At 64.9% G+C, this 26,232-nt stretch carries 24 protein-coding genes; 14 read left to right on the top strand and 10 right to left on the bottom strand.

Features of this window, described 5'->3' with window-relative positions:
* Positions 1 to 7: 7 nt before the first annotated feature.
* From M2335_RS10600 to M2335_RS10570, 7 genes are all read left to right on the top strand, one after another.
* The gene (locus M2335_RS10600) at positions 8 to 1,066 is read left to right on the top strand and encodes a flagellar basal body P-ring protein FlgI (protein ID WP_264574865.1); all 1,059 of its coding nucleotides are present in this window, start codon (positions 8 to 10) and stop codon (positions 1,064 to 1,066) included.
* Positions 1,063 to 1,392: a rod-binding protein gene (locus M2335_RS10595; RefSeq protein ID WP_264594658.1), complete on the top strand. Its 330-nt coding sequence runs from the start codon at positions 1,063 to 1,065 to the stop codon at positions 1,390 to 1,392. Before M2335_RS10600 ends, M2335_RS10595 begins: the two co-directional genes overlap by 4 nt.
* Positions 1,389 to 2,726, top strand: coding sequence for a flagellar hook-associated protein FlgK (gene flgK / locus M2335_RS10590; protein WP_264594657.1), 1,338 nt, complete (start codon positions 1,389 to 1,391; stop codon positions 2,724 to 2,726). Before M2335_RS10595 ends, flgK begins: the two co-directional genes overlap by 4 nt.
* A gap of 20 nt (positions 2,727 to 2,746) precedes the next feature.
* Positions 2,747 to 3,580, top strand: coding sequence for a flagellin (locus M2335_RS10585; RefSeq protein WP_181559412.1), 834 nt, complete (start codon positions 2,747 to 2,749; stop codon positions 3,578 to 3,580).
* A 214-nt stretch (positions 3,581 to 3,794) separates the two neighbouring features.
* The gene (motA, locus tag M2335_RS10580; protein WP_181559413.1) at positions 3,795 to 4,658 is read left to right on the top strand and encodes a flagellar motor stator protein MotA; all 864 of its coding nucleotides are present in this window, start codon (positions 3,795 to 3,797) and stop codon (positions 4,656 to 4,658) included.
* Positions 4,659 to 4,668: 10 nt separating this feature from the next.
* A complete protein-coding gene (locus M2335_RS10575) occupies positions 4,669 to 5,817 on the top strand; it encodes a flagellar motor protein MotB (RefSeq protein WP_264594656.1) in 1,149 nt (382 codons plus the stop codon).
* Between the two features lie 140 nt (positions 5,818 to 5,957).
* Entirely contained in the window at positions 5,958 to 6,407 is a 450-nt protein-coding gene (locus M2335_RS10570) for a hypothetical protein (RefSeq protein WP_264594655.1), read from the top strand.
* A gap of 447 nt (positions 6,408 to 6,854) precedes the next feature.
* Here the strand turns inward: M2335_RS10570 and M2335_RS10565 are convergent, their stop codons facing one another.
* The 5 genes from M2335_RS10565 to M2335_RS10545 all read right to left on the bottom strand — a co-directional run bounded on the left by M2335_RS10565 (position 6,855) and on the right by M2335_RS10545 (position 11,996).
* Positions 6,855 to 8,228, bottom strand: a complete 1,374-nt coding sequence (locus M2335_RS10565) for an ATP-binding protein (protein ID WP_264594654.1) — start codon at positions 8,226 to 8,228, stop codon at positions 6,855 to 6,857.
* Positions 8,225 to 8,944, bottom strand: a complete 720-nt coding sequence (locus M2335_RS10560; protein ID WP_264570088.1) for a response regulator — start codon at positions 8,942 to 8,944, stop codon at positions 8,225 to 8,227. The genes M2335_RS10565 and M2335_RS10560 overlap by 4 nt, the downstream gene beginning before the upstream one ends.
* Before the next feature lie 158 nt (positions 8,945 to 9,102).
* The gene (locus M2335_RS10555; RefSeq protein WP_264594653.1) at positions 9,103 to 9,702 is read right to left on the bottom strand and encodes an EF-hand domain-containing protein; all 600 of its coding nucleotides are present in this window, start codon (positions 9,700 to 9,702) and stop codon (positions 9,103 to 9,105) included.
* Between the two features lie 135 nt (positions 9,703 to 9,837).
* Entirely contained in the window at positions 9,838 to 11,619 is a 1,782-nt protein-coding gene (locus tag M2335_RS10550; RefSeq protein ID WP_264594652.1) for a diguanylate cyclase, read from the bottom strand.
* A 77-nt stretch (positions 11,620 to 11,696) separates the two neighbouring features.
* On the bottom strand, positions 11,697 to 11,996 hold the full coding sequence (locus M2335_RS10545; protein ID WP_264570091.1) for a chorismate mutase: 300 nt from the start codon (positions 11,994 to 11,996) through the stop codon (positions 11,697 to 11,699).
* A gap of 177 nt (positions 11,997 to 12,173) precedes the next feature.
* Between M2335_RS10545 and M2335_RS10540 the strand changes: the two genes are divergently transcribed.
* Both M2335_RS10540 and M2335_RS10535 read left to right on the top strand, forming a co-directional pair.
* The gene (locus tag M2335_RS10540) at positions 12,174 to 13,187 is read left to right on the top strand and encodes a polyprenyl synthetase family protein (protein WP_264570092.1); all 1,014 of its coding nucleotides are present in this window, start codon (positions 12,174 to 12,176) and stop codon (positions 13,185 to 13,187) included.
* Positions 13,188 to 13,719: 532 nt separating this feature from the next.
* Complete coding sequence (locus M2335_RS10535; protein ID WP_264594651.1) at positions 13,720 to 14,292, top strand: FxDxF family PEP-CTERM protein; 573 nt, start codon at positions 13,720 to 13,722, stop codon at positions 14,290 to 14,292.
* A 102-nt stretch (positions 14,293 to 14,394) separates the two neighbouring features.
* On the opposite strand, the gene M2335_RS10530 is transcribed toward M2335_RS10535, so the two are convergent.
* Entirely contained in the window at positions 14,395 to 15,192 is a 798-nt protein-coding gene (locus M2335_RS10530; RefSeq protein WP_264594650.1) for an N-acyl amino acid synthase FeeM domain-containing protein, read from the bottom strand.
* Positions 15,193 to 15,564: 372 nt separating this feature from the next.
* On the opposite strand from M2335_RS10530, the gene hrpB reads away from it, so the two are divergent.
* Complete coding sequence (gene hrpB, locus M2335_RS10525; protein WP_264594649.1) at positions 15,565 to 18,036, top strand: ATP-dependent helicase HrpB; 2,472 nt, start codon at positions 15,565 to 15,567, stop codon at positions 18,034 to 18,036.
* 190 nt (positions 18,037 to 18,226) lie between these two features.
* On the top strand, positions 18,227 to 18,505 hold the full coding sequence (locus tag M2335_RS10520; RefSeq protein ID WP_181559425.1) for an ETC complex I subunit: 279 nt from the start codon (positions 18,227 to 18,229) through the stop codon (positions 18,503 to 18,505).
* Between the two features lie 30 nt (positions 18,506 to 18,535).
* Here M2335_RS10520 and dmeF read toward each other — a convergent pair whose 3' ends face one another.
* From dmeF to purM, 4 genes are all read right to left on the bottom strand, one after another.
* Positions 18,536 to 19,507, bottom strand: a complete 972-nt coding sequence (dmeF, locus tag M2335_RS10515; protein WP_264594648.1) for a CDF family Co(II)/Ni(II) efflux transporter DmeF — start codon at positions 19,505 to 19,507, stop codon at positions 18,536 to 18,538.
* Between the two features lie 9 nt (positions 19,508 to 19,516).
* Complete coding sequence (locus M2335_RS10510) at positions 19,517 to 19,792, bottom strand: metal/formaldehyde-sensitive transcriptional repressor (RefSeq protein ID WP_264594647.1); 276 nt, start codon at positions 19,790 to 19,792, stop codon at positions 19,517 to 19,519.
* Positions 19,793 to 20,038: 246 nt separating this feature from the next.
* Entirely contained in the window at positions 20,039 to 21,001 is a 963-nt protein-coding gene (purN, locus tag M2335_RS10505; RefSeq protein ID WP_264594646.1) for a phosphoribosylglycinamide formyltransferase, read from the bottom strand.
* Positions 21,002 to 21,029: 28 nt separating this feature from the next.
* Positions 21,030 to 22,136, bottom strand: a complete 1,107-nt coding sequence (gene purM / locus M2335_RS10500; protein ID WP_264594645.1) for a phosphoribosylformylglycinamidine cyclo-ligase — start codon at positions 22,134 to 22,136, stop codon at positions 21,030 to 21,032.
* Between purM and M2335_RS10495 the strand changes: the two genes are divergently transcribed.
* From M2335_RS10495 to M2335_RS10485, 3 genes are read left to right on the top strand one after another with little or no spacing between them, the layout of a single operon-like run.
* Positions 22,135 to 23,439 (top strand): heavy-metal-associated domain-containing protein, encoded by a 1,305-nt coding sequence (locus tag M2335_RS10495; RefSeq protein WP_264594644.1) that lies wholly within the window; start codon positions 22,135 to 22,137, stop codon positions 23,437 to 23,439. The two genes, purM and M2335_RS10495, sit on opposite strands and share 2 nt — an antisense overlap.
* Entirely contained in the window at positions 23,436 to 24,074 is a 639-nt protein-coding gene (locus M2335_RS10490) for a DnaA ATPase domain-containing protein (protein WP_264594643.1), read from the top strand. Before M2335_RS10495 ends, M2335_RS10490 begins: the two co-directional genes overlap by 4 nt.
* A gap of 2 nt (positions 24,075 to 24,076) precedes the next feature.
* Positions 24,077 to 26,227, top strand: a complete 2,151-nt coding sequence (locus M2335_RS10485; protein ID WP_264572231.1) for an RNA degradosome polyphosphate kinase — start codon at positions 24,077 to 24,079, stop codon at positions 26,225 to 26,227.
* Positions 26,228 to 26,232 lie beyond the last annotated feature (5 nt).

Below are 26,232 nucleotides of genomic sequence, written 5' to 3'. Positions count from 1 at the left end.
CTGCCTCATGATCGCCACCTCGGCCCATGCCCAGCGCATCAAGGACATCGGCACCTTCGAGGGGCTGCGGTCCAACCAGCTTGTCGGCTATGGCGTTGTGGTTGGCCTTGCCGGCACGGGCGACGACAGCCTCGATTATGCGACGCAGGGGGTGAAAGGCGTGATCTCGCGCTTCGGCCTTACTTTGCCGCCGGGCGTCAATCCCTCGCTCAAGAATGCCGCAGCCGTGCTGGTCACGGCAGAATTGCCAGCCTTCGCCAAGCCTGGCCAGCGGCTGGACGTGACCGTCTCCGCGCTCGGCAAGGCCAAGTCGCTGCGCGGCGGCACGCTGGTGCTGACCCCGATGCGCGGCGCCGATGGCGAGATCTACGCGATGGCGCAGGGCAATATGGCCGTCGGCGGCTTCGGCGTCTCCGGTGCCGATGGCTCGCAGCTTTCCGTCAACGTGCCTTCAGCCGGCCGCATCCCCTCGGGGGCCTCTGTCGAGCGCGCCGTGGCCACCGGGTTCGAGACTAGCCCGACGATCAATTTCAACCTCGCGGAGGCGGACGTGACGACCGCGCTGCGGGTGGCCGACGCGATCAACCTCGCGTTCGGCGATCAGCGCGCCCGTGCCGTGGATGGCGTCTCCATTGCCATCGATGCGCCGCCGGGCGCCGAGAGCCGCGTGATGATGATGGGCCTCATCGAGAACATTCAGGTCAAGCCCGCCGATCCGCCCGCAAAAGTGATCGTCAACGCGCGCAGCGGCACCGTCGTCATCAACGGCAATGTGCAGATCACCCCGGCCGCGGTGAGCCATGGCAAGCTGACCGTGACCGTGACGGAAGCGCCGCGCATCGTGCAGCCTGCGCCGCTCTCGCGCGGGGTGACGGCGGTGGAGGAATCCAGCCAGCTTTCCGCCCATGAAGAAAAGAATCCGATGTTCCTGTTTAAAGGTGGCGCGTCTCTGGCCGATATAGTCAAGGCGGTGAATGCCGTGGGTGCCTCCCCCTCGGACCTTCTCGAGATCCTGAGCGCGCTCAAGCAGGCCGGCGCCATGCGGGCGGAGCTGGAGGTGATATGACGCAGGTCTCAGGGATCGGCTCCGGTCAGGCGGCCTTTGCCGCCGCCATGCAGGGCACGCAGGCGCAGGCCACGCCCCCGATATCGCCAAGAGCCAGCGACGATCACGCCGCATTGCAGAAGGCCGCCAAGGCATTCGAGGCCGTGTTCACGCGCCAGCTCCTCTCCTCCATGCGCCAGGCGAGCCTGGGCGAAGAGATTGGCGGCGGCAGCGGGCTCGACCAGTTCCGCGAGATGCAGGACGCGCATATGGCCGAGGGGCTCGCCACCAAGGGCGGCCTTGGCATTGCCGAACTGATCCTCCAGCAGCTTGACCATAAACCGTGAGCAGCGATCTTCTCCAGATCGGCGCTTCCGGCACGCGCGCCTATCAGGCGGCGATGGGAGCAATTGCCGACAATATCGCCAACGCGGAGACGCCCGGCTACAGCCGCCGGACGATCGCGCTCAGCGAGTCCGCCGCCGGCAATTCGCCGATGCTGCTCTACAAATCGAGCGCCTCTTTCTACGGCGTGCAGATCGGCGGCGTGGTGCGCGCGTCTGACCAATATCTGGAAGCGGCAGCGCGTCAGACGACCAATGCGCTGGGCAGCGTCAATCAGCGCGCCCGCTGGATGTCGGACATCCAGACCGCCCTCAACGATGGCGAACTGGGCGTTGGCCAGCGTTTCACCGGCCTGTTCGCAGCAGTGGAACGGCTTGCGTCCAACCCCACAGACACGACGCTGCAGGCGGACGTGCTGTTCTCGTTCGAGCAGATCAATGCAGCGTTTCAGCAGAGCCACAATGATCTGGTCTCGATCCGCAGTTCGATCGGCAACACGGCCACCAATGAGGTGGATTCGCTCAACGATGCGTTGCGCCAGCTCGGCAATGCCAATGAGGGCCTGCGCCGCGTGCCTGAGGGGACGGCCAGCCATGCCAGCCTGCTGGATTCGCGCGACCAGGCCCTGAGCGAGATTGCCGAGCGGCTGAACGTGACGGTGACCTTCGGCGCCAATGGCGTCGCGAACATCAGTTACGGCAGCGAGACGCTCGTCGAGAACAATCAGGTGAAGACGCTGACGGTCAGTCAGGCGGCCGACGGCATTTTGAGCTTCGGGCTGGCGGACGGCACGGCGATTGCCACCCCGACAGGCGGCGCGCTGGGCGGCATCGCCACCAGTGCCGAGGTCGTGCGGGACAGGATCGACGCGCTGAACGACCTCGCGAGCCGCTATGTGAGTGAAATGAATGATTGGCACACCAGCGGTTATTCGTCGCCCGGTGTCGCCGGCCAGACACTGCTAAGCATGGGGGCGGATGCCAGCTCGCTTTCGGTGCTGGTCAGTTCGCCGGCTCTGGTCGCGCGCTTCTCCGCCGATGGCACGGCGAACGGCAATCTGTTGGCCATGACCGCGCTGCGCGGCAGCGGGTCCATCGAGGATGAATGGACCGGCATCATTGCGACCCATGGCAGCATCGCCAACAGCACGACCAAAGAGCAGACCGCGGCCGAGAGCCGCAACACCATGGCGCAGCAGGCGCGCGCCGATGTGGCCGGCATCAATCTCGACCGGGAAGCGGCCGAATTGATCCGGCTCCAGCAGGCCTACCAGGCATCGTCCCGCGTGATCCAGGTCGCGCGAGAGATGTTCCAGACACTGATTTCCGCATTCTGACGCAATAAGGGCAATCCATCATGGTTTTCATCACCACGCAGTCCATCACTGCCGAGATTACCCGCCAGCAGCGGCTCGCTGCGGATATTGCGGGGGAACAGACCAAGATTTCGACGACCAAGAAGATCAACCAGCCTTCGGACAATCCGCATGACTGGGTGCAGATCTCGCAGGTGGGGCGGCGCCAGTCGATAAACGCGGCGTGGAAGGGCAATCTGACCTTCGCCGAATCCCGCGCGACGCAGGCCAGCACCAATCTCAATGAGGTCAACAATCTCATGACGCGCGTGACCGAGCTGATCGTTACGTCCACTTCGACTGCCGACGGATCGACCGGGCGCGAGGCGGTGGCCAAGGAACTGGAAGGCATTCGCGCCACGATCAACGATCTCCTCAATCAGACCGATTATCAGGGCACGCCGGTCTTCGATCATCCCAGCGCCGTGCTGATTCCTCTGGGCGCAGGGCTGAACGTGGAAGCCGTGCCGACCCGCGCGAGCATCATGGAGAATGCGGTGGGCAGCCGGTCGATCGATCAGGTGATCTCCGACATCATCAATGTGGTGCGCACCGGCACAGAGGCAGACCGCTCCGCTGCCCTGCAGGATGCCCGCACCGCGCTCGACCATGTCATTGTCGCCCAGTCCGTACAGGGCGTTCGCTCGCAGCGGCTGGAAGACATTGGTGGCCGGCTCACCAATTCCGATCTGGCGCTGACTGAGCGTCGCTCGGCGCTGGAAGATACGGACATCACCGAGACCAGCGTGAAGCTGCAAAGCAAATTGCTGACGCTGGAAGCCGCTCAACTGGCGTTTGCGCGGATCAATCAGAAGTCGCTATTCGATCTTTTCTGATCCTGTTCGAAGAGAGGCAAATCTGGCGGTCCGCAGGCTTTTGGCTGCGGGCCGTTTTTCTTGTTCGCGCCGGCAGAAATTTCGAAAAATCGTAATCGTCATCTTTCGCTAACCCTGTCGCTAAACCCTGTTTCAGCAGAGCCGTTCTAGGAAGGGATGAAGGGACCAAAAGCAGCTGTGCGCGGTCCCGTTTTATGAACATGCGGGGATCAGAATGTTCGCTGGTATCGGTCTTGTCGTTCTGCTGGTCATGGTCTTCGGGGGCTTCATGCTCACCGGCGGCGCCATTGGTCCGGTGCTTCATGCGCTTCCGCACGAAATGCTCATCATCGGCGGCGCCGCGGCAGGCGCGCTGATCATCGGCAACAGCGGCGCGGATTTGAAGGCGCTGGCCGGCGGCGTGATGACCGTCTTCAAAGGCCCCAAGTTCAAGAAGCAGGATTATCTCGACTGCATCTTTCTCGTCAGCAAGCTGATGAAGACGCTGCGGGTCGAAGGCCCGGTCGCGCTCGAACCGCATATCGAAGACCCCAAATCCTCTGCGATCTTCGCCGAATATCCCCGGCTCATGGCGGACAGCGCGCTCATCCACCTCATCTGCGATACGCTGCGGCTGGTGGTCGTCTCATCCGGCACGCTCGATCCGCATGCGGTCGAGGACGTCATGGATAATGCGCTCAAGACCCACCACCATGAGGCAGTTCGTCCTGCCGACAATCTCCAGGGCCTGGCGGACGCGCTGCCGGCCCTCGGCATCGTCGCCGCCGTGCTCGGCGTGGTCAAGACCATGGGCTCGATCGACAAGCCGCCGGAAATTCTGGGCGGCATGATCGGCTCGGCGCTCGTCGGTACCTTCCTCGGCGTGTTGCTGGCCTATGGTATGGTCGGGCCGTTCGCCAGCCGCGCCAAGCAGGTGATCGAGGCGGATGGCGCCATGTATCATGTCGTCAAGCAGATCATCATCGCCTCGCTCCACGGCCACCCGCAGCCGCTGGTCATCGAGGCCGCGCGCTCCAACCTCATCCACGCGAACCAGCCGGCCTTTGCCGAAGTGTTCGACGGCATGCGCGGGCGTTGAGGGCTAAGCCATGGCATCGGCCGCAAAGAAACCGGTGAACGAGCCTGAACCCAGGCCAATCATCGTCAAGAAGATCATCGATGGCGGCCATGGCGGCCATCATGGCGGCGCCTGGAAGGTGGCCTATGCCGACTTCGTGACGGCGATGATGGCCTTCTTCCTGCTCATGTGGCTGCTCGGCGCGACAACCGAAAAGCAGCGCAAGGGGCTGGCCGACTATTTCACGCCTACACTCGTCCAGATGAAGATGGATAGCGCCGGCTCCAGTGGCCTGTTCGGTGGCGACAGCCTCGTCAGCAAGGAAAATTATCCGACGACGGGCGGGCAGGGCAATCTCGCCATCACCATCCCGCGCGATGCCACGGGCACCAAGGATGTCGGCGGCGAGGATCTCAAGAACCAGGATCGCCAGAAGTTCGAGAAGCTCAAGCAGGAGCTGGAGCAGAAGCTCGAGCGCACCGAAGCGCTCCGCAAGCTCCGCAAGCATGTGCGCTTTACCGAGACGCTGGAGGGCCTGCGCATCGATCTGGTGGATGAAGCCGATTTCGCGATGTTCGCCATCGGCACGGACAGGCTCGTGCCGGAAGCCCGCGCGTTGCTCTCGCAGGTTGCCGAGGCGGTGTCCGAAGTGCCGAACGATGTGATCGTGCGCGGTCACACCGATGCACTGCCATATGCCGCAGGGCGCAACATGAATAACTGGCTGCTCTCGTCATCCCGTGCCGAAGCCACTCGCGCCGTGCTCGCACAGGGCGGCATCGGAGCGGATCGCTTCGCGCGCATCGAAGGCGTGGCGGATCGCGAGCCCTTCGTCGCTGACAACCGCTACGATCCGCGCAACCGGCGCATGTCGGTGATCCTGGCGTGGAGCAAGGACTCTCCCGCCGGGGGGGCGGTCGCCAATGCCGCAGACGCGCAGCCCGCGGCGCCGGCTCCCAAAGGCCCCGAGCAGGCCAAGATCGACCGCCGCATCCTCGTGCGCGACCAGCGTGTCGCCATGGCGGAATCCGAAGTGCGCAAGCTGGACCTCGGCCGAACCGCGCTCCCCCAGGGCGCGACGGTGATCAATGCAGACTCGATTCCCAAGCGCAGCTCCAACACCCCTCCGGGCAAGACCGATCTTACAGCCCGCACGACGGGACTGATGGACCAGCATTGATGCGGTGATGGGCCTGCCATGCGAGGCGACATGGTGCATCTAGGAGAGGAAAGGGCCACTATTGGGACCGTGGCGAAAAAAGCGGACTGACCGGATATGATGTCATTGCGGACATTCGCTTTATATCCTTTATTCGGGCGATGGAGACACTTCCCGAACCGCCGCCCTCACACGAGCAGATCATAATTCAGAAGCTCGTGGCGTGCGGTCTTTCCCCGCACGGCCTCGAGGTATCATACGAGGACGATCTACAGTCCTATGAGATCATCATCAGGGCTTCGGCGAATGTCGCGCCGGAAATGTTCGCGTGCATACGCGAGGCTTCGGCAGGCGAGATCGTGACGTTCGATGACCTAGAGCAGATCAACAGCTATCATGCTTTTGTGGAAGAAGCGTTAGCCCCCGAAATGGTGGCAAGCGCAGAAGCCGAGCTTTCCAAGCTTGGCTTGCTTGACGGGTTCCCCCGCCGTCCAGACTTCGCGAACGATGCTCTCTTCGTAGAAGCATTGGAAACGCACTGCGGTTTTCAGAAGGGAGAAGCAATCCGTCCATTTGGCGATGCGTTTGCCATTCACTGCCGCCCGAGATAGCAGGCGATTTCCAAGCTTTTATTGATCGTTCCTCTCGCCTACTTGCCGCTATCAAGTTGGCGAGCGCAAGGGGGGAAGGAAAGTTTGGCTTCGTTGGGAACGGCCCCGCGCCTTCATCTGAATGACAAAGGGCGACGTGCGCATCCCACGCCAAACTTGTCGAGGGCCTGTCGTCGGTTCGTCAAAAGCGAGCCTAACAGATGTATTGAATTTTGTTTATTATAACAGTGGGTTGACCGGGCGATGACATTTCAGGCGGTCTCTCCGTTCGATTTGATTAGCTGCTGAGCCTTTTGAAGCAGTGGCCAGTGCTATGATTCGATAGGCTCTTGCAGCGCACCTCAGACACTGGTCGGCACCAACGGCAAAATCGGGGGCAGTTGATCACCGAGGCTTAGCGACGTTCGCCCATTTTAGGCATTCCGTCCCACCGACGCGACTCCATCCTCACGCCAGCGGAAAGCTCAACTCCGCGACCAGCCCGCCCTCAGGCCGATTGCGCAGTTCCAGTCGGCCCGATTCCGCCGACGCGACCGCGCGAACGATGGCCAGGCCAAGGCCGGTACCGCCGGTGTCGCGGCTGCGTGAGGCTTCCATGCGGGTGAAGGGTTGCAGCATGTCCTCGATGCGGTCCTCCGGGATGCCGGGGCCTTCGTCGGTGACGCAGAGCGTGGCGCGTTGGCCTTCGATCCGCAGCGAGACGTGCGCGCGTGCGCCATATTTGACGGCATTCTCGATCAGGTTGGTGAGCGCTCGCCGCACGGCGCGGGGATGGACGTTGACGATGGCGCGCGGCATGTCGCTTCGCTCTACCGGCACGCCCATATCCTCGAAATCGTCGATGGTCGCATCGGCCAGCGCGGCCAGGTCCATGCGCTGCGGTGGTTCGCGGTCCCGGCCGACACGCGCCAGCGAGAGGATGTCGTCGAGCATCTTCTGCATGTCTTCGATGGTCGCGACCATGCGCTCGCGATCCGCCCCCTCGGCGACCGATTCCACCCGCACCCGCAGCGCCGTGAGGGGTGTGCGCAGATCATGGCCGATGGCGCCGAGCATATGGTCCTTCTCCTCCAGCATGGAGCGGATACGGTCCTGCATGGCGTTGAAGGACGCCGCGAGGCGCCGCAAATCCTCCGGCCCGGTTTCGATGACCGGGGCGGCGCCCTCCGGTGTGCCGACCCGGGCGGTGGCCTGGGTGAGCGCGTGAAGCGGGCGAGCAAGGCGTCGGGTGAACCAGACGAGCGGCATCAGCACGATGCCATAGAGGAACAGCGACTGCATCACGATCTGACGCAGGATCGGCTGGGCGACCGGCGCTGCGCGTGTGTAGACGGTGATCCAGCGGTCGGGCCGGAGTTGCACGCTCAATTGCACCTGCAGCCGTGGTGCGCGCCGGTTGGGCGGCTGGAGCAGATCGCGCGCGCGCTCGCGCCCATCCGCGCCGGGCCGGGCTTCCGCAATGGCGACCCGGACCGCGAGCGGCACCAGCCCGGCCGAGCGAAACAGCTCGTTGGCACGCACGGCCACACGCGGCGAGTCGGCACCCTCACGGCGCGGCGGTGCATCGGTGACGACGATGCCGCGGGCAGCCCGTGCGCGATGCCAGGGGGATGGCGCGTCCCGTTGATCGAGCGCCTCAAGGATGCGGATGACGCCCGGGGCGGCGGCAATCGTCACCCACTGATTGCGCTGCATCATGTAATAGAAGCTGAACCCGATGAGCTGCACGGCAAACAGGGAGGCCGCGACGACGAGGATTGTCTGCCCCGCCAGCGTTCTGGGCCGCAGCCAGCCGGTAAAGGTGCGCAGGCTGAGGGTCATTCGCGCGCCACATCGGCGGCGAACATGTAACCGCCGCCCCACACGGTCTTGATGAGCGTTGGCGAGCGGGCGTCATCTTCCAGCTTGCGGCGCAGGCGGCTGATCTGGTTGTCGATGGAACGGTCGAAGGCGTGGGCTTCCCGGCCTTGCGTGAGATCGAGCAACTGATCGCGGCTGAGCACCTGGCGCGGATGCGTGACGAAGGCATGGAGCAGCCGGTAATCGGCCGTGCTGAGCGGGATCGCGACTTCGTCTGGGCCGGTCAGCGTCCAGTCGTCAGCGCTGAGCGTCCAGCCCTCGAAGCGGTAGAGGGATGCGCTTGCCTGCGGTTCGCGGGCGGTGCCGTTGCCGGTGCGGCGCAGGATCGTCTTGATCCGCGCCACAAGCTCGCGTGGAGAGAAGGGCTTGAGCACATAATCGTCCGCGCCCATTTCCAGCCCGACGATGCGGTCGGTCTCTTCAGTGCGGGCGGTGAGCAGGATCACCGGCAGCTCGCCCTGTTCGCGGATCGAGCGGCAAAGGCTGAGGCCATCCTCACCCGGCATCATGATATCCAGCACCACCAGTTCGATGGCGCTGCCGGCGAGGATCTTGCGCGCGTCGGCCGCATTCCCGGCATCGGAGACGCGAAAGCCGGCCCGCTGGAGATATTGCCCCAGCGGCTCGCGAATGGCCGCTTCATCGTCGACGAGGAGGAGATGGGGCCGTGCGGACATCAAAGCGCTTTCGCAAAATCGGTGGGATGCAATTCTCTGCCCTGCTTGGGTCTTGAGGTCCATCCCTCAGCCGCCTGAAAGGGGCAGGCGACCGAGGGCAGTAGGGATGGCCGACCCGGCGGCATGGGAGTTGTCTCCGCCGGATCGGCCAAGTGGGCTCAGCGCACCGGGGGCGTTTGCGCAGGCCGTTGATCGGTATTGCGGCGCTCCATCATGGCTTTCCGGCCGGCCTGCCGTTCCTCGGGCGAAATCTTGCCGTCGCGGTTGGTGTCCATTCGGTCGAAGCCGGCAAGGCCTGCCTGGATGAAGGTGGCGCGGGGGATCGGCTTGTCACGATAGGCAGCGAGCTCGCGTCCCATCATCATCATGCCGCCACCCATGCCGGGGCCGCCATGGCCACGCCGTTTGCCTTCATGGCCGCGTCGCTGATGGCCGCCGGCCATCGCGCCGGCTTCCGCAAATTCGGCTTTCGAGATTGAGCCGTCCTTATTGGCATCGAGGCGGGCGAACATCGCATCGCGCATCTTGTCGCGATTCTGCGCCTGATGGGCCTTACGCTCCTCAACCGAGAGCACGCCGTCCCGATTCGTGTCGGCGGCATCGAACATGGTCGCGAGGCGCTTTTCAAGAGACGCGCGATCCATCGGGGGACGGGCTTCGCCGCGCTGGGGCGGCTGCGGTGCCGATTGAGCGATTGCCATGGTCCCGATGGACAGCAGGCCGACGCTGGAGAGCGCGATTGCGGTGAGACGTTTCATAGACTTGAATTCCTGGTCTGCCGGCGCCGGGGGGTAGCGCCATGACCATGATATAGCGGGGACTTGTCGCGAGACTTTGTCGCGGGCAGACGCAAATGTCACAAAATGTCGCCATTTCGCGGCCGACCTTGCGGATCAGGCGGCGACCACCCGATTGCGACCGCCGCGCTTCGCCTGGTAGAGCGCGATGTCCGCCTCATGGATGAAATCCTCGGCACTTTGTCCCTGCCGGTAGCGCACGACGCCGCAGCTGATCGCAGCCCGCAGGCTGTTGCCCGAGGGCAGGGCAATGGGCTCGCTGCTGACCGCGGAGACGATCCGGCCGCAGATTTCCTGCACACGATCCCAATTCGAGGTGGCGAGGAGCACCACAAACTCGTCGCCACCCATGCGCCCGACCGCGTCGCTCGCCCGGACCTGGCTCGAGATGCGACATGCGATTTCCCGCAGCACGGTATCGCCCATCTGGTGGCCGCTATTGTCGTTGATCAGCTTGAACCGGTCGATGTCGATCACGGCTAGGCTGAGGGTGCCCGGTGTCGCCTTCACCAGCGCCTGCTCCAGCCGCTGATGGAAGCCGGCGCGGTTGAGCAGACCGGTCAGGCTGTCCGTCGTGGCGGTGCGGGAGAGCCACAGTTCCTGCTTCTTGCGCTGCGTGATGTCCTGCACAGTGGCGATCGTCCCGATGCACCGGCCGCACTCATCGAAATGGGCGCGGAATGTCGCCTCCATCCAGGCGTCACGCAGCTTGAGGGTACGGAACTCGGCAATCTGGCTGGTGCTCACATCCTCAAGCGCCGCGCTATGCGCGCGGGTCAGATCATATTGGCCTTCCTCCGAAATGTCGGAGAGCCCTGCGCCGATGAGCGCGTCGAACGGGCGGTCGAGCAGCAGTTCGCGGGTGCCCACGACCCGCGTGCAGACGCCTTCGAGGTTGAAGGCCAGCAGCAGAACCGGAGAGGCTGAGGCGAGCAGGTTCAGCGACTGTTCGTTCTGGCGCATTCGCTCGATCGTCGCCTGGCGGCTGGCGAGCATGGCCGAGATCGGCACCTGCACCACGATGAGCAGGGCGATGAACATCTGGATGCCGTAGAGGTGATGGGCCGCATGATGGCTGTGCATCACGGGCGAGCCATAGCCGCCCATCATCGCTGCGCCGCCGATGACGGTGACGATGGCGAGGGCGATCTTCGTCGCCATCCACCCGCTGCGCAGCAGAACGAGCAGCATGGGCGGAACGACGAGCAGCAGATGCGATGATTCCGTCGAGAAGAAGGCGATGCTAGCCGCACCGGCGGTGAGAGCGAGCAGCGCCGCGACTTCCAGCCTGCGTTGCCGGGTCTGGATGGCGAGGCTGCGCTTCATCTCGCCGTTGAACATGGCGAGGAAGACCGGCGTGAAGATCAACAGGCCCAGAGCATCCGCCAGGAACCAGCGCGCATAGGCTTCGCTGAGCGGATGGGCATTGTTGGCCCAGGCGCCGAGCCCGCCGAGAAAAGCGCCGCAAGCCGGGCCGACCAGCCCGGCCCAGATCAGGACATGAGGGAGAGCCTCCGGGTCCGAAAAGGCGTGGGCGCCATTCCTGTGCAGCTTGAGCCCGGCCACCGCGACGGCGATTTCCAGCCCATTGGCGAACCCGTAGACCAAAGCCGTCTGGAGATTATTGCCAGCCGGCAGGCCAGACAGCACATTGGCGACCATACCCGCAATGATGAGGGCAGGGGCCTGCCGCGCGGGCCGGGCGAGCACGAGCGCCAGCAGGAAAGCGTTGGCGATCCAGACGGGCGCGACCATGCCATTCGTGGTCTTGAGCGATATGGTCGCGTAGGAAATCACGAAATAGCCAAGGCCCGCCAGCACCGGCAGGCCGGCATGGCGGATGAAGGCGTAAAGGATTTGGCGCTGGCTTTGCCCCATGGCCCATCATGGCCCGGCGCAGGTTGTTACCTGGTTAACGCAGCGGGAACAATCTGGCGACGTTAACCTCGGGCGCCTCAGGCGCCAGCGGCATCAGCCTCGTCGGCGCGCATCTGCTCGTGATGCCGGATGACTTCATCAATGATGAAGCGCAGGAACTTCTCGGTGAAATCCGGGTCGAGATTGGCGTCGACTGCCAATGTGCGCAGGCGGGCGATCTGCCGGGCTTCGCGGTCCGGGTCAGCGGGGGGCAGGGCGGACTGAGCCTTGTGCTCACCGACCGCCTTGGTGATCTTGAAGCGCTCTGCCAGCATGAAGACCAGCGCCGCGTCGATATTGTCGATGCTTTCGCGGTAGCGCCTGAGCGTTTCGTCCATTCCGGGTCGTCTCCCTGAGCCTCTGGGGCATTGTTCCTGTGGCCTGATCTCGCTGGGGCGAACCAGGCTGATGAGGGGCCGGGCAGCGCCCGCAACGGCGCATCACTTGCCGCTCCGGGCGCACAAGGCAAGCCAATTTGCTTGCCAAAGCGCGGTCATCTGGTCAGAGCACCGCGCATGAGCGCCACGATCCACCACCTGCCCCGCCAGGGCGCGCCATCCCTCCAGCCGATGCTGAGCCTCGTTGCGGAGGATATGAACCGCGTCAACGAAGTCATCCTCGCGCGAATGCAATCGCGCATTCCGCTGATCCCGGAGCTGGCCGGGCACCTCATCGCCGGCGGTGGCAAGCGGCTGCGCCCCATGCTCACGCTCGCCTGCGCCCGGCTGCTCGATTATGCCGGCACCCGGCACCACAAGCTGGCGGCGACGGTGGAGTTCATCCACACCGCCACGCTGCTGCACGATGATGTGGTGGACGGCAGCGCCATGCGCCGCGGCAAGCAGACCGCCAACATGATATGGGGCAACAATGCCTCGGTTCTGGTCGGTGATTTCCTGTTCAGCCGGTCCTTCGAGTTGATGGTCGAGGATGGCAGCCTCAAGGTTCTCAAGATCCTCTCCAACGCATCTGCGGTGATCGCCGAGGGGGAGGTCAATCAGCTGACCGCCCAGCGTCGGGTCGAGACCGACGAGGACCAGTATCTCGACATCATCGGTGCCAAGACCGCAGCCCTGTTCGCCGCGGCCTGCCGGATCGCCGCCGTGGTTGCGGAGCGCCCCGAGGCGGAGGAGCTGGCGCTCGACGCCTATGGTCGCAATCTCGGCATTGCCTTCCAGCTCGTCGACGATGCGATCGACTATGTCTCGGACGGCGCGACGATGGGCAAGGATACCGGCGATGACTTCCGCGATGGCAAGATCACGCTGCCGGTAATCCTGGCTTATGCGCGCGGCGGCGAGGCGGATCGCAAATTCTGGAAAGAGGCGATGTCCGGCCTCCATGGCGACAATGCCGATCTCGCCCATGCTCAGCATTTGCTGCGCGAAACCGGCGCGATCGACGACACCATGGCGCGGGCGCGCCATTATGGCCAGCGCGCCATCGACGCCATCGGCATGTACGGCAAGGGTGCCGCCAAGTCTGCGCTGGTCGAAGCCGTCGAATTCGCCATCGCGCGGGCTTACTGAGCCCGCTTTCCGGCAGGCGCCCGCGCCCCCCACGTTGTACCCGACACCCATAGCGAGATGACGCGCCGCGCTGCCCGATTGGGTGGGGCGGCCGCCTCGCCTAGCCGGTCTCGAATCGGGGCTTGTCGGTGCGGCAGGCCGCCACATCCCCTCTTCTCACCAGTCCCTTCCCGTCCATTTTCGGGACACGGGGTATATCGGCCACGACCCAAATAATTTTGCACTGCGCGGGAACGGTGGTGCGTTGCGATGAAGCGACCGCACCGTCCGCCATAGCGTGGTAAATCTGCGGTTAACAGTTGGGAACTTTGGGAACCCGGCAAATTGGTTGGCCTGATTAAGTATCTGAAATACAGCAATAAAATATGAGGAATTCGTTGATAATCCGTTAACCGATCAGTATTTCTCTGCTCGAGCGGTCGCCTCATTATCTACTCGGAATGTTCGCCTTTCAGGCGGTGTGGGAGAAGCATGATGAGCCAGCTCAAAAACCGAACAAACAAAGGAGCTATCCATGAGGAAACTGGTATCTTTGGCCGCGCTGGCCACTGCAGCAGCATTTGCGCCGAGTGCGGCCAACGCCGCCACCTGCGTTGCCATGAACTGCACGTTCACGCCCGGCGATGACGAGTTCACCACGTCTGGCGACACCATCCCCCCCATCACCGAAGCCGTTTCGGCCACCATTGGCCGCACCGACATCGGTTCGGGCATCTTCACCGACATTTACCGCTTCATCGTTGACGTTGATGGCGTCGGCAGCGGCGGCATCATCACGACGCTGTCGGGCCTGTCGACCAACATCGACCTGCTGACGGTCACGATTAACGGCAAGGACGTCCCGATCTTCGGTCAGGGCACCGACGTTGAATCCGCTGGCATTTCGGGCTTCCCGATCATGGCCGGCATGCTGAACGAGCTGGTGATCAGCGGCACGTCCGCGGGTCTTGGTTCCTACGGCGGCAACCTCACCTTCACGCCGTCGCCCGTGAGCGCGCCGGTTCCGGAGCCGGCCACCTGGGCGCTGATGCTGCTCGGCTTCGGCAGCCTTGGCTACACGATGCGCCGCGCACGTCGCACCAGCGCACGGGTCCAGTTCGCCTGATCATCCTGGCCGTCTCCCACGGGACGGCCTCGATAAAGAATGGGGATCAACGGGTGCAGCCGTTGATCCCCATTTTTGTGGGATGAGAGCAAACGATCCTGTTCAGGCAGCGCTGCGCCAGAATGTGCCGCTCATGCCATTGCGGCTGCGCGGCTCCGTGCAACCCGCATCCCTGTCCCACAAGCGCGCGACGCGCCGTGCGACATCCTGCTCCTCATCGCGCGAGAAGAAATAGGGGTAGAGCGAGCGGCCGATCTTGTCGGCGCGGCCGGCAAAGCGATTGATCTGGTCGGCGACATCGCAGACCTTGAGGCGCATGAGCTGTACCGGCGTATCCTTGGGCCACCAGGAGACGGACTCATCCATCTTCGGCGGGCCAAGCCGGTCGAAACCGAGCATGGCCTCATAATAGCGCACATGGCGTGGATGCACCTCGATCACCAGATCCGTGCAATCGAAGCGCTGCATCCCGTAAATGAAGATGACATGAAAAAGCCCCGCGAGGACGGAGGGGGACTTGGTCATCGGGTCGACCGCGAACTTGGTGAGTTCGCAAAGGCGGGCACCCGGCGCCTCGCGCAACGCATCCAGTTCCGTGCGAAATGTTTGATCGGTCGAAAGGCCGGCTGGTGAGTCCACCGTCAAGGTGAGCGTGGCGATTACGGCATCTTCCAGCGCTGCCGTGAAGACGGCCTGGTGATCGCCATTGTCGGGGAGCAGATGCGCCATGCCATAACCGCGCGACCCATACATGCGGTTCAGGAGATCATGCGCCTGCTCGCGCAGGTCGGGCCGATCGGCCAGCCGGACATCGATGGTGCGCAGCCGCTGGCCACAGGCAGACGGGATACGGCGCACGGACAGCAGCCGGCCGTGCGGTTCCGCGCAAGAGGCGGACACAACATGATCATGCACTAGGACGACCCCCAAAAGGCCCAACCGGGCCAGACGAGCTTTCTATTTTTACGAAGCCTTGCGCCTCAGCGAGACCATGGATGGGTTCGAACGGTTAACAGAGCAATACCTCTTCGCGGCAAAGAGGCGGAGCGTTCGGGCGTTGCGGCAAAAGGTAGATAGTTCTATGACTTAAGTGAACAAGTGCACGGAACTCTAGTCATCCGGGTGTAGTCGCAGGAGCAGATTGCTCCCATGGCGGTGGTTAAGAATTAACCATGTTCTCTATCCTTGCATGACTCTGCGGTGATCAGGCTTTGCTCCTATCCCTTACGCCGCCAGCTTGGCTTTGGCGGCGTCGGCGCATAAGCGGATGACGTGACCGCTGCGCTCCCCATCCATGAGGTTCTGCCCGACCTGCTCGCTGCCTTGCGAGCAGGATCGAACGCCGTGCTCGTGGCGCCGCCCGGCGCGGGTAAGACGACCAGCGTTGCGCCCGCTTTGCTGGGCGAGCCGTGGGTGGCGGGCGGGCAGATATGGCTGCTCTCGCCGCGCCGGCTTGCCGCGCGCGCCGCTGCCGAGCGCATGGCGGATCTGGCTGGCGAGAAGCCCGGCGACACCATCGGCTATGCCACCCGACTTGAGAGCCGCCAATCCGTCCGCACCCGCATCCTCGTCGTGACCGAAGGGATTTTCCGGCGCCGCATTCAGGCCGATCCGGAGTTGACCGGCGTCGCCGCCGTGCTGTTCGACGAGGTCCATGAACGCAGCCTGGAAGGCGATTTCGGGCTGGCCCTCGCGCTCGATGCGCAATCCGGCCTGCGCGAGGATTTGCGCCTGCTCGCCATGTCCGCGACGCTGGATGGTGCGCGCTTCGCCACGCTCATGGCGGTGGAGGGCAAGCCGGCCCCCGTGATCGAGAGCGCGGGCCGATCTTTCCCCATCGATCTGCGGCATATTGGCCGCGCGGCAGAGCAGCGCATCGAGGATGGCATGGCGGCGGCGATCCGTCGCGCGCTGGCCGAAGAGTCGCAGGGCGATGTTCTGGCCTTCCTCCCCGGCGTCGGCGAGATCGAGCGCACGGCCGAGCGGCTGATGGGACTGTCCGAGAGCATCGCCCTCCATCGCCTGCATGGCTCGCTCGAGCCGGGAGCCCAGCGCGCGGCCCTGCGACCGGCGGCGGCAGGCACGCGCAAGCTGATATTGGCGACCAGCATCGCTGAGACCAGCCTCACCATCGACGGCGTGCGCATCGTGGTCGATTCAGGGCTTGCCCGCCGGCCCCGGCATGATCTCGCCGCCGGTGTTACGCGGCTGGTGACGGAGCGCGCCAGTCAGGCCGCCGTAACCCAGCGTGCCGGCCGCGCGGGTCGTCAGGCGCCGGGCGTGGCCTACCGCTTGTGGGAAGCAGCGGCGACCGCCGGGCTGCCGCCGTTCGATCCGCCCGAAATTCTGGAAAGCGACCTGACCGGCCTGCTGCTCGATTGCGCGGTGTGGGGCGTGACCGACCCGACCACGCTGCGCTGGCTCGATCCGCCACCGGCGGCGGCCTTGGCCGAGGCGCGGCGCCGGCTCGAGGCGCTGGGCGCGCTGGATGGGGAGGGGCGGGCGACTCCGCATGGCCGCGCGGTCGCCGATCTGCCGCTGGAGCCACGCCTCGCGCATATGCTCATCGCTTCGGCCGAGGCGGGGGAGGGCGCTGCGGCGGCTGACGTGGCGGTGCTGCTCACCGAGCGCGGGCTGGGCGGGCCATCGGTGGATCTCGCCCGGCGTCATGCGCTCTGGCTGCGCGAGCGGGGACAGCGGGCCGAAGCAGCGCGCGGCCTTGCGCGGCGCTGGCTCGGGCTGGTCGCGTCCGGCTCGTCGCAAGGCATCATCGACGATGCCGCGCTTGCCCGCTGCCTGATGAGAGCCTTCCCGGACCGCATCGCCCGGCGACGGGATGCCAGTGGCGAACATTGGATCAGCGCGGGCGGGCGCGGCTTCCGGCTGGACCCCGCCGATCCGCTGGCGCGTGCAGACTGGCTGGCGGTAGGCGATATTCAGGGCAGCGCCGCCGGGGCACGCATCCTCTCCGCACTGGCCGTGCAGGAGGAGGATGTGATGGTCGCTGCCGGGCATCGCGTCATGGATCGCCGCACGGTGCGCTGGCGCAAGGATCTGGCCGGCGTTGAGGCATTGCGTGAACGGCATCTGGGCGCCATCCGCCTCACCAGCGGGCCGGACGATGCGCCCGAACGGGCCGCCATCATTGCCGCACTGGCGCAGGCGCTGCGCAGCGAGGGACTGGGGCTGCTGCCATGGGGCAAGGCGGCGCAGGCGTTGCGGACCCGGGCTGCCTTTGCGGGCGTGGGCGATGAGATCGGCGATGCGGCGCTGCTTGCCGATGCCGAGGAGTGGCTGGAGATGCTGCTCCCGGCCAATGCCCGGCGCTTTTCCGCGATCGACGGTGGCGCGCTGCATGGCCTGCTAACCCAGCGCCTGGGATGGGATGCCACGCAGCGCATCGAGGCGCTGGCGCCGGCCGAGTTCCGTAGCCCGGCCGGCAGCACCCACGCCATCGACTATGAGGCGCCGGCTGGCCCGACCGTCGAATTGCGGGTGCAGGCGCTCTTTGGCCTATCGGAGCATCCGGTCATCGGTCGCGAGCGCATCCCGCTCGTCTTGTCCCTGACATCGCCGGCGGGTCGCCCCATCCAGACGACGCGGGATCTGCCGGCCTTCTGGAAAGGCAGCTGGGCGGATGTCGCCAAGGAGATGCGCGGACGCTACCCGCGGCATCCATGGCCGGATGATCCCGCCGCGGCCAGCGCTACGCTGCGGACCAAGAAGGCTGATGCCCATCGGTGATCCTGTTCCGGATGACCTTCCGTTCGTGTCGAGCGAAGTCGAGACACGGCAGAGCGGTGCGCGGGTGTCTCGACTTCGCTTGACACGAACGGGTCGCTTCATTCCCCCAATCATCTTGACAGGGCCCCCCGCTTTGCGCGACGGCAAAAGCGCTCGCATGTTGGGCATATGCACGATGGGGAAAGCACCGATGTCCGCCCGGATCTACCAGATACCCAAGAACGCCATGCAGTCCGGTCGGGCGCGCACCGGCACCTGGATGCTGGAGTTCGCCCCGGCAGAGGCCAAGAAGCCCGATCCGCTGATGGGCTGGGCCGGCTCTGGCGACACGCAGGAGCAGGTCAAGCTGAGCTTCCCCGACGAGGACGCCGCCCGTGCTTATGCCGAGCGCTATGGCATCGCCTATCACGTCGTGAGAACGCCACCCAAGACGTTGAAAATTCAGGCTTACGCCGATAATTTCCGCTAAGGTCTCGGGCCGTCCTGACGGGCGGGACGGCTACCGCACTTCGATCGTGAGATGCGCGAGCGTGCAGCGTCCGGCCATGCGGGCGCGGATCGTGTCGCTGCTGACATCCGGTTGCGCGATGACGCTCACGATCGCAGCATGGGCCTGCGGACCCACGCGCCAGACGTGAAGATCGGCCACGCGCGCATCGCCTTGTTCCTCAACGACGGCGCGCACCTTGCCGGCCAGCACCTCGTCGCTGCGGTCGAGCAGCATGGCCGAGGTGTCCCGCATCAGCCCCCAGGCCCAGCGGGCGATGACCAGCGCGCCGACGATCCCCATCAGCGGGTCCATCCATACCCAGTCGAGATAGCGCCCGGCCAGCAGGGCGCCGATGGCGAGGACAGAGGTCAGCGCGTCCGCCAGCACGTGGAAATAGGCTGAGCGCAGATTATTGTCGTGGCCGTGGCTATGCCCATGCTCATGGCCATCATGGTGATGCGCGCCATGGTCATTGCCAGCGTGATGATGGTGCGCGTGACCGTGATCATGCCCATGCCCATGCGCGCCGCCCATCAGCACCAGCGCGCTGGCGATGTTCACCAGCAGGCCGATCACCGCCACGAAGGTCGCCTCGCCGAAAGCGACTCTCGTCGGTTCAAACAGGCGCACCGCCGACTCGCTGGCAATCGCCAGCGCGACGAGACCCAGCGCCATGGCGGAGGCGAAGCCTGCCAGATCGCCGACCTTGCCGGTCCCGAAGCTGTAGGCGGGGTCCTGCGCATGTTTGCGCGCATAGCCATAAGCGAATGCGGCGATGGACAGCGCGCCGGCGTGGGTCGCCATATGGAAGCCATCCGCCAGCAGCGCCATTGATCCGGTCCAATAGCCAGCGACGATCTCGCCCACCATCGTCACGACGGTTAGCAGGATGACCCAATAGGTCCGCCGGGCATTTTGGTCATGCGAGGCGCCGAGGAAGTCGTGGCTCGGTGTCAGGCCTTCAATATCGAGTGTCCGCATCACGCGTTCCTACTTCGCGTAGCGGCGGATGACCGCCAGCAGTTCGTCCGCCCCTATCTGGCGTTCGGCATCGCTCAGCCCCGGTCGGGCGACATGCGCCTCCAGATGCTCGGCAATGATTTCATCGAGCAGCCCGTTCACCGCGCCACGCACGGCCGCCACCAGATGCAGGATATCGGTGCAGCTTTTGTCCGATTCGAGCGCGCGCTCGATGGCGTTGACCTGCCCCCCGATCCGCCGGACGCGGGCGAGCAGCTGTGGATTAATCTGGAGAAGATGCGACATAGGAATACCCCCTATACCTATTTTTGCGTAGGTTCAATGGATGGGGCGCTCCGGGCGTTCAGGACGAGAATTCCATCAGGTTTGAAGGTAGCCGTACCCAACCTTCTTCGTCATTCCCGCGCACGCGGGAATCCAGGCCAGCGCCTACGAAAGACGCACGGTCCCGGCTAGATTCCCGCGTTCGCGGGAATGATGAGTGGATGGTGTGTTGGGCACTATCGCTAAGGCGGGCAGTGGTCCCGCGCCCTAAAACTGGCCCGCGATCTCGAGCATTTTTGTCAGCCGCTTGGGCGCCACGGCTCGCCAGCTCTTTTCCAGCCAGCCGCGCACATGCTCCCAGTCGATGCCCGGGCGGTCGAGGCGGATCGCGATCCAGCCGCTCGCGCCATAATAAGCCGGGCGATAATAGATGTCGGGGTCGGCCTCGATCAGCGCGGCCATTTCGTCAGCGCCGGAGGTCTTGACCAGTAGCGCCACCGCATCCTCGCCATGGTGGCGCACCGAGACATAAGCGAAGAACTTGCCCGACGTTTCGCTGCCCACGCGCCAACCCGCCGCCCCATGCGAGTCGCGGGCATGTGTCTCCGGCAAGGCGAGAGCGAGTTGGCCCACTTGTCCGATCAGCCAGTCCGGCTCCATCTCGCGCCCCACATAGCTGGCCAGCATCCGGGGATAGAGCTGATATTCGGCGTAGAGTACGCGCTGGGCGAGCGTATCGGCGCTATCCTCGGGCAGGATGGCGACCGGGATCTGCCCCAGCACCGGGCCGTCATCCAGCGCCGGCGTGACGAGGTGGACGGTGCAGCCGCCATGGCTGTCGCCTGCGTCGATGGCCCGCTGGTGCGTGTCGAGCCCCTTGAATTTGGGGAGCAGGGAGGGATGGGTGTTGAGCATCCGCCCCGCCCATTGGCCCACGAAATCGGCGGTGAGGATGCGCATATAGCCGCACAGCGCAACATAATCGGCGCCGGATGCCCGCAGCGCGTCGAGCATGATCGCCTCATGGGCCTCGCGGCTCATGCCCTTGTGGCTGTGGGCAAAGGTCGCCACGCCCTCGGCCGCCGCGACGGTCAGCCCGCGCGCTTCCGGCTTGTTTGAGGCGACGAGCACGATCTCATAGGGGCAGTCCGGCAGGCGCGAGGCATAGAGGAGCGACGTCATCGTCGTCCCCGTGCCGGAGAGCATCACCGCGACTTTGGCCTTGGACACGTCAGTTCCCCCAATCCGTTCGGGCTTATTACCCCAGATGGACCGCGTTCCAGTCTGCCATTGCGCACCACGTCTCTTGCGATCCGCGCACGGTGCAGCCCTTCTCGCCAGCGCGAATCTCGCCGATGCGGTGGACGGTCTCGCCCGCCTCACGCAACGCCGCACTCACCGCGTCCACATCGGCGGGCGCCACGACGACGGCCATGCCGATCCCGCAATTGAATGTGCGCGCCATCTCGCCCGGCTCGATATTGCCCTGTGCTTGCAGGAACGCCATCAGCCGCGGCTGCGCCCAAAGGTCCGCATCGATATGCGCGTGCAGGCCAGCCGGCAGAATCCGGGGGATATTCTCCAACAGGCCGCCGCCGGTGATGTGCGCCATCGCATGGACGAGGCCCTGGCGGACCAGCGGCAGCAGCGGCTTCACATAAATCCGGGTCGGCGCCATCAGCGCATCGATGAGCAGCACCTCCTGATCGAACAGGGCAGGGCGGTCCAGCTTCCAGCCCTTGTCCGCCGCCAGGCGTCGCACCAGCGAATAGCCGTTGGAGTGGACGCCCGAGGAGGCGAGGCCCAGAATCACGTCGCCCTCGGCCACCTTGTCGGCGGTCAGCACTTCGTTGCGCTCGACGGCGCCGACGCAGAAACCGGCGAGGTCATAATCGCCATCGGCATACATGCCAGGCATTTCCGCCGTCTCGCCTCCGATCAGCGCGCAGCCGGCCTGCTTGCAGCCCTCTGCGATGCCCGCGATCACCCGCTCGGCCACGCCGTTGTCGAGGCGGCCGGTCGCGAAATAATCGAGGAAGAAGAGCGGCTCGGCGCCCTGCACGATGAGGTCGTTGGCGCACATGGCTACCAGATCGATGCCCACCGTATTGTGCTTGCCGCTGTCGATAGCGAGCTTGAGCTTGGTGCCGACGCCGTCATTCGCCGCAACGAGCAGCGGATCGGTAAAGCCCGCCGCCTTCAGATCGAAGAAGCCGCCGAATCCGCCCAGATCGGCATCGGCCCCCGGTCGCCGCGTCGCGCGGGCGAGCGGAGCAATGGCGCGAACGAGCGCATTTCCGGCAGCGATATCCACGCCGGCCTGCGCATAGGTGTAGCCCTCGGGCTGGTTGTGCTTGGAGTCCATGGCCCGCCCTTACCAAATCGGGCTTGGTTTTCCAGAACAATGCCGCCAAAAGGGCGCCGTGACGCTCTCTCTGCCATCCTTGCGCCCCATTCACGTCGTGTTCGCGCTGGTTCTGGCGGCCTTTGCGGCTGTGCTGGTCGCGCAGATCGAGGGTGAGCGGGGCATTGCGCCGCTGGCCTCGCAGGGCGATTTCGAGGTGAAGGATATTCGCGTCGATGTCGCCGGGCCCAATGCCGATGCGGCGCGGGCGACCGGGTGGCGGTTGGCCCAGCGCCTCGCCTGGCAATCGCTGTGGAAGCGGACGCATGGCGGCAATGGCCCTGCGCTTGGGGACAGCGTGCTGGATGGGCTGGTGTCCGGCATTGAGGTGCAGCAGGAGCAGATCGGTCCCAATCGCTATATCGCTACGCTCTCGGTGATGTTCGATCGCGCCCGGGCCGGGCAGGCGCTTGGCGTTTCCGGGCAGATTCGCCGCTCCCCGCCGCTGCTGGTGATCCCCGTTCTCTGGGATTCGGGTACGCCGATGACGTTCGAGCGGGTGACGCCCTGGCAGAAGGCGTGGGCCGAATTCCGCATTTCCGACAGCCCGATCGATTATGTGCGCACCGCTGGCGATGGCCCCGATTCCCTGCTGCTCAATCCCGGTCAGATCGGCCGGCGCGGGCGCAACTGGTGGCGTATCCTCCTCGATCTTTATGGCGCGGCGGATGTGATCATGCCGATCGCGCGGATCGAGCGCAGCTTTCCCGGCGGGCCGATCACAGGCCATTTCAGCGCGCGCTATGGGCCGGACAATAATTTCATCGGGGATTTCACCCTGCGCGCCGCCACGCCTGCCGATCTGCCCAAGATGATGAGCGACGCAGTCGCGCGCATCGACCAGCTTTACGCGGGCGCCCTGGCGGACGGCACGTTGCGGCTCGACCCCTCGCTGGTCATCGAGGAGCCGGTCAACGCGGTCGAGATCGAGAATGCGGTTGGGCTGGAGGCGATCCTCGGTGTCCTGCCGGCTGATACGCCCGGTGCCGCCTCGTTCAGCGTTCAGATCGAGACGCCTACCACGGCCTCAGTCGGGGAAGCGCAGGCGATGCTGCGGGGTATTCCGGGGGTCAGCGCGGCCTCGACCTCAAGCCTGGCACTCGGCGGCACGTCGGTCATGCAGGTCGGCTTCAGCGGCACGATCGAGCAATTGCGCGCGCAGCTTGAAGGACGGGGATATTCGGTCGCCGTATCTGGGAATACGCTGCGGATCGCCCGTCGGGGCGCAAGTCCACCAGCCGGCGGAGGCGGGGGCGGGCAATGACCCAGTTGCCGCTGCCCATCGGCTGGTCGCGGCATGGCGGAGCGGGAAGTCTGCTGGTCCACGCTGCCAATGCCGACGCGCTCGCGCTGGTGCGCGACTGGCAGCGCTGGCCCTCGCCCTGCACATTGCTCGTCGGCCCATCCCGGTCCGGCCGTTCGCTCATTGCCGAGGTGTTTCTGCGCGAAAGCGGTGGCGTGCTGGTCGATGATGCCGACCGCGCCGATGAGACCCACCTGTTCCACCTCTGGAACGAGGCACGCGATTCGGGCCGGCCGCTGTTGATGGTCGCCAGCGAGGCGCCGCCGACATGGACGATTGCATTGCCCGATCTGCGCACGCGCCTCGCGACCGCCGCCGTCGCGCGTATTCTCCCGCCGGACGAAGCGGTTACCGCAGCGCTGATCGCCCATGGACTGGAGCGGGCAGGCTCGGCCTTCGCTCCGGACCTCCCGGATTTTCTCGCCCGCCGCACCGCGCGCTGTTATGCCGCGATCGACGGCGTCGTGGCCGAGCTGAACGCGCTGTCGCTGGCGCGGGGGCAGAAACTCTCGGTTGCGTTGGCGCGGCAAGCGCTCCGTAACAATGCGCTGCTAGACGGAGCGGATGAGACCGCACCGCATAAGGGAACCCACTGACCGTGTCTGAAGCCGATCCCACTTCTTCGATCACGGGCGCGGGCGCCGCAGACGGAGCGCGCTACTTCAATCGAGAGTTGTCTTGGCTCAATTTCAACCAGCGCGTGCTGGAGGAAGCCTGCAATCCGGCGCATCCGCTGCTGGAGCGGCTGCGCTTTCTCTCCATCTCCGGCAGCAACCTCGATGAGTTTTTCATGGTCCGGGTGGCCGGTCTCAAGGGCCAGCAGCTCCAAGGCGTCGAAATGCGCTCGGTCGACGGGTTGACCCCCGCCCAGCAGTTGGAGGCGATCGGCGACCGGGCCGAGGCGCTCATGTCCGCCCAGCAGGTCGTCTGGCATGATCTTCATGCGGCGCTCCGCAGCGCGCATATCAGCGTGATCGGCCCCGAGCCGGTCGATGCCCGCGCGGACAGCTGGATGCGCCAGCATTTCCTCGAGCAGATCTTCCCCATCCTCACGCCCCAGGCGCTCGATCCCGCCCACCCGTTTCCGTTCATTCCCAACAAGGGCCTCAGCCTGTTCTTCGACCTGCTGCGCGAATCGGACAAGGAAGTGGTGCAGGAGTTGGTGATTCTGCCGGCCACACTGCCGCGCTTCATCCGGGTGCCGGGCAAGAATGCGCGCTACATCGCAATCGAGGCGCTGGTACGGCGCTATTCGGCCTTGCTGTTCCCCGGCTTCATCGTGCGGGACAGCGGCCTGTTCCGCATCCTGCGCGATAGCGACATCGAGATCGAGGAAGAGGCCGAGGATCTCGTCCGCTATTATCGCAGCGCCATCAAGCAGCGCCGGCGCGGCCGGATTATCCGCGTGGAAATCGAAAGTGGCGTGGCCGAGCCGGTCGAAACCAAGCTGCAGACGATGATGCAGGGCCATGAGGCCATGGTCGTGGATATCGATGGCTTCATGGGCATTGCCGATCTGGCCGAGGTGGTCGAGGAAGACCGGCCGGATCTCAAATTCCCGGCCTACGCCCCGCGTTTCCCCGAGCGCATCCGCGAATATGGCGGCGATTGCTTCGCTGCGATTCGCGCCAAGGACATCGTCGTCCACCACCCCTATGAGAGCTTCGATGTCGTCATCGCCTTCCTCAAGCAGGCGGCGGACGATCCCGATGTGGTGGCGATCAAGCAGACCCTCTACCGCGCCGGCAAGCAGAGCGCGATCATCCGCGCGCTGATCGACGCGGCCGAGGCGGGGAAGTCCGTCACCGCCGTCGTCGAGCTCAAGGCGCGGTTCGATGAGGAGCAGAACCTGCTCTGGGCCGCGCAACTGGAGCGCGCCGGCGTGCAGGTCGTCTATGGCTTTATCGACTGGAAGACCCACGCCAAGATTTCCATGGTCGTGCGGCGCGAGGGCAACGGCTTTCGCACCTACTGCCATTTCGGTACAGGCAATTATCACCCGATCACCGCGCGGATTTATACGGACCTGTCCTTTTTCACCGCCGATCCCCGGGCCGGGCGCGATGCCGCCGCGGTGTTTAATTACATCACCGGCTATGTCGAGCCGCAGCATATGGAGATGATCACGCTCTCGCCGCTGCACATGCGCGACAAGCTCGCGGCGCTGATCGAAGCGGAAATCGAGCATGCCCGCGCTGGCCGCCCCGCGACCATCTGGGCGAAGATGAACAGCCTGGTGGACCCCGCGATCATCGAGCAGCTTTATGCCGCCAGCAATGCGGGCGTGAAGGTGGAACTGATCGTGCGCGGCATCTGTTGCCTGCGGCCCGGCGTACCGGGCATGTCGGAGAATATCTCGGTCAAGTCGGTGATCGGGCGGTTCCTGGAACACAGCCGCATCTGGGCCTTTGGCAATGGCAAGTCCTTGCCCAACAATAGCGCCAGGCTGTTCATCAGCTCGGCGGACTGGATGCCACGCAATTTCGACCGGCGGGTTGAGTATATGCTGCCGATCGAGAACCCGACCGTCCATGATCAGGTGCTCGATCAGGTGCTGGTGGCCAATCTGCTCGATGACGAGCAGAGCTGGGCGCTGGGCAGCGATGGCAGCTACACACGCCTCAAGCCGGGGAAGAAGCCGTTCAACCTGCACCATTATTTCATGACCAATCCGTCCCTTTCCGGTCGCGGTGCCTCGCGGCGCTCCGCCCGCGCGGTGCCAAAGCTCTCGCTCTCCGAGCGTGGCTGAGGGGA

Origin of the sequence: Sphingobium sp. B12D2B, assembly GCF_025961775.1 — a bacterium.
Lineage (GTDB): Bacteria > Pseudomonadota > Alphaproteobacteria > Sphingomonadales > Sphingomonadaceae > Sphingobium.
This window is presented reverse-complemented; position numbering and strand designations above follow the sequence as displayed.